Raw genomic sequence first — 3,556 nt, forward strand, 5'->3', positions numbered from 1 at the left:
TGACGCTGCTGCCGGCGATCGGCGTCATGATCGTCATCGTCCTGCTCAGTGGTGAGCCGATCACCTGGGCGTGGCTCCTGCTTCCGGTCGCGCTGGTGATGATCCTGCTCTTCTCTGCGGGATGCTCCATGCTGGCGGCCCGCATCGTGGTGGGTGCTCGCGACCTGCGCAACCTGATCCCGGTCGCGATCCGTCTGCTCCGCTACGTATCCGGCGTGTTCTTCTCGATCCAGCACTACGTCGGCGCCTTCAGCTGGGGGATGCTTCTGGAGTACCAGCCGGTCGCGGTGTACCTGACGCTGGTCCGTTCGACGATGCTCCACGAGGTCGACGTCATCCCGTCCGTGTGGATCGCCGGCGCAGCTTGGGCGATCGTGTTCTTCGCCGTCGGGTTCGTCGTCTTCTGGAGTGCGGAGGAGAAGTATGGCCGCGACTGACGACGCCGCATTCGACGAGATCGATTTTGAGGACGACGACGATCAGGACCAGCCGCCTGCAACGCAGCGGCGGCCGGTCTCGGACATCCCCGCGGTGATCGTCGATGACGTGCACGTTCGCTATCGCGTCTTCGGTGGCCGCAAGCGCTCGGTGGCACCCGAGATGGGCCGGGTCCGCGCCATGGTCAACCGCAGTCGCAAGCACGTCGGCGCGGTCACAGAGGTCCATGCGGTGCAAGGCGTGTCGTTCGTGGCGCACCACGGTGAGTCGATCGGCATCATCGGCCGGAACGGTGCGGGCAAGAGCACGCTACTGCGTGCCGTGGCGGGCTTGATGCCCACCAGCTCGGGAGCCGTCTACGTGTCGGGCACCAGCTCGCTGCTCGGCGTGAACGCCGCACTGATGAGCTCGCTCACGGGGGAGCGCAACGTCATGATCGGCGGGTTGGCATTGGGACTGACCCCGGCACAGGTGCGTGAGCGTTTCGATGACGTGGTCGAGTTCGCTGGCATCGGGGACTTCATCGACCTGCCGATGAAGGCGTACAGCTCTGGCATGGCCGCGCGCCTACGGTTCGCCATCTCCACTGCTGCGGTGCCGGACGTGCTGATGATCGACGAGGCTCTCGCGACCGGAGACGCTGAGTTCCGTGATCGCAGTAAGAAGAAGATCGATGAGATCAAGGATCACGCCGGAACGGTCTTCCTCGTCAGCCACTCGATGAACTCGATCGAGAGGATGTGCGAGCGCGCGATCTGGATCGACAAGGGCAAGCTCATCGCAGACGGCCCGGCGAGCGAGATCGCTGCCGAGTACCGCAAGGCGAGCAAGAAGAAGGGCTGACGGACCGTGCGGGTGCTCGTCGTGACGGTGGTGCACGATCCTGACGACGCGCGGATCAGGCATCGGCAGATCCCGGCACTGCAAGCAGCCGGCCACGACGTCATCTACGCCGCACCTTTCACGGCGTTCGACCGCCAGGCGCCTCCGGGTGTGCGTCCGGTGGATCTCCCACGCGCAGCCGGCCGGCGGCGGCTCGGCGCCGTGCGTGCGGCTCGGCGTGAGATCCGTCGGCTGCGTGAGGTCGTCGACGTGGTGCTGCTTCACGACCCCGATCTGCTTCTTGCCGTGGTGGGACAGCGTAGTGGTCCGGCCGTGGTGTGGGACGTCCACGAGGACACCGCTGCCGCCCTCGGCATGCGTGCCTGGGTTCCCGGACCCCTTCGTGGGGTGTTCGCCGGGTTGGTTCGACTGGCCGAGGGCTGGGCGGAACGACACCTTGTGCTGCTGCTCGCCGAGCGTGCTTACCAAGCGCGCTTCCGCTGTGACCATGCCGTGGTCCCGAACTCGGTGCTCGTTCCTGAGCACGCCCCGGCAGCACCGGACGACAGGAGGATCGTCTACCTCGGGAAGGTCACCCGCGCACGCGGCTGCCAGGAGATGATCGAGGTAGCCCGCCTGCTGCGTGGAACGCGCGTTCAGATCATCGGTTCCGCGGATCCTGACTCGGCCGCGTTGCTGGAGGCGGCCGTCAATGAGGGTGTCCTCGACTGGGAGGGCTTCGTGCCCAACGACGTCGCGGTGCAGATGCTCGACGGTGCGCTGGCAGGGCTGTCGCTGTTGCACGACCAGCCGAACTACAGACATTCGGAGCCAACGAAGCTCATGGAGTACATGGCACACGGCGTCCCAGTCATCACCACACCGAACGCGGCGTCGCGGGAACTGGTCGAGAGAGCCGACTGCGGCATCGTGGTTCCGTTCGCCGACCCGAACGCGGTAGCGCGAGCTGTGGCTTCGCTGGCGCGGGATCGTCACGAGCGCGAGCGGCTGGGCGCCAATGGCTATGGCTACGCGAGCCGTCTCTTGAATTGGCTTCGCGACGCCGAGGCCTTTGTCTCGTACCTGCAGGAGGCAGCTGACCGCTCGCGTTGACATGACGCGGAGGAGGACGTCGTCGTGACTCGCAGGGCCTAGCTCAGGTCTGCACTGTGAGCGACGCGTTCGGATGCGTCAAGTTCCAGGACGACCATGCTGTAACTCCGCCGTCGTTTGCGGGTTCGAGACCGGCAGAGGCAAGGAGTGTGTGCTCCGGTCGGGTGAGGACACGTACTGACCTGCCGAGGCGATAGGCGATGCTCACGACTTCTTGAGGTGCCGAGGCGAACCGCTGTGGATCCAGGACGAGGCGTTCGAATCCGGAGAGCAGGCTCTGCGCCCAGATGTTCAGCTCCTGCGTCTGTTCACCCGTCACCAGGACGAGCTCGTCCATCAGGGATGCATCGGCCAGAGTCCGCACGGGGATCTGAGACGCACGCACGGATGGGCTGACGTCGATGCCAAAGGCGGAGAGCGGGCCACGATCACTAATGGAGAAGGTGAAGGTGCCAGCCTCCGAGGGAACCGCAGCCACGGGGTCGGTGGCGTGAGCCGACTTCAGCAAAGGTCGGATCTTCGCAATGAAGCTCTCGTATCCGAATCGTTCTGCCACGATGCGGCGAGCCTCGGTCGAGCGCCTTGAGTAACGTTTCGGATCTGCGACATAGGAAGCGACGAGCTCCTGCACCTCGTGTGCCGGCGCATAGTCGATGGCGTCTCCGAACGTGTCGCGGTGGCGAGGATCCGCGATGGTCACGACGCCGCTCGCCGCTGCCTCCAGCAAGACTCGCCCGAATGCCTCATGGCGGCCTGGGTTGTCGTAGTAGACGAAGAAGTCGATGCCATCGAGGAACTCGTGAACGTCCATTGCCTTGTGCGCCAGGAGGCTCCAGTTCGCAGGAAGCGCGTCGCCATCGAGCCCTTCCGCTCGTAGCAGTCTTCTGACCTGCGAGATCCCCCCCATGAACCGCACACGGTAATTGGGGCCAAAGCCGTAGGCAGTGGTCAGGTCCTTGTAGCTAGCCGGGTACTTGATCTCGTCGTCGCGCGAGTACCGTCCGACGACGATCTGGTTCTCGCCATTCACCCAGCCGGAGTTCGACCGCTGCCACTCCCGCACGTCAATGAGCCCGGGGTTGTCCCAGCTCACCATGTCGATCCCTGGATCCTCCTGCTTGAGGATGCCGCGGATACGGGGACTCTGGGGAACCCACGCCACCGGGGCCTTGAAGGTCTCGTA

4 protein-coding genes are annotated in these 3,556 nt (G+C 65.0%); 3 read left to right on the top strand and 1 reads right to left on the bottom strand.

Features of this window, described 5'->3' with window-relative positions; genetic code table 11:
- The 3 genes from ACOJSN_RS15320 to ACOJSN_RS15330 form a co-directional block, all read left to right on the top strand.
- A partial coding sequence (locus tag ACOJSN_RS15320; RefSeq protein ID WP_420113359.1) for an ABC transporter permease occupies positions 1 to 437 on the top strand: 437 nt, incomplete at its 5' end.
- On the top strand, positions 424 to 1,281 hold the full coding sequence (locus ACOJSN_RS15325; protein WP_420113360.1) for an ABC transporter ATP-binding protein: 858 nt from the start codon (positions 424 to 426) through the stop codon (positions 1,279 to 1,281). The genes ACOJSN_RS15320 and ACOJSN_RS15325, both read left to right, overlap by 14 nt.
- 12 nt (positions 1,282 to 1,293) lie before the next feature.
- Positions 1,294 to 2,373 carry a glycosyltransferase gene (locus ACOJSN_RS15330; protein ID WP_420113361.1) on the top strand — a complete coding sequence of 360 codons (1,080 nt, stop codon included), beginning with the start codon at positions 1,294 to 1,296 and terminating at the stop codon, positions 2,371 to 2,373.
- A 43-nt stretch (positions 2,374 to 2,416) separates the two neighbouring features.
- Here the strand turns inward: ACOJSN_RS15330 and ACOJSN_RS15335 are convergent.
- Positions 2,417 to 3,556, bottom strand: a 1,140-nt coding sequence (locus tag ACOJSN_RS15335; RefSeq protein WP_420113362.1) for a glycosyltransferase, incomplete at its 5' end; no start/stop codon positions are given.

Origin of the sequence: Pseudactinotalea sp. (genome assembly GCF_048594945.1) — a bacterium.
In the GTDB taxonomy this organism is placed as follows: domain Bacteria; phylum Actinomycetota; class Actinomycetes; order Actinomycetales; family Beutenbergiaceae; genus Pseudactinotalea.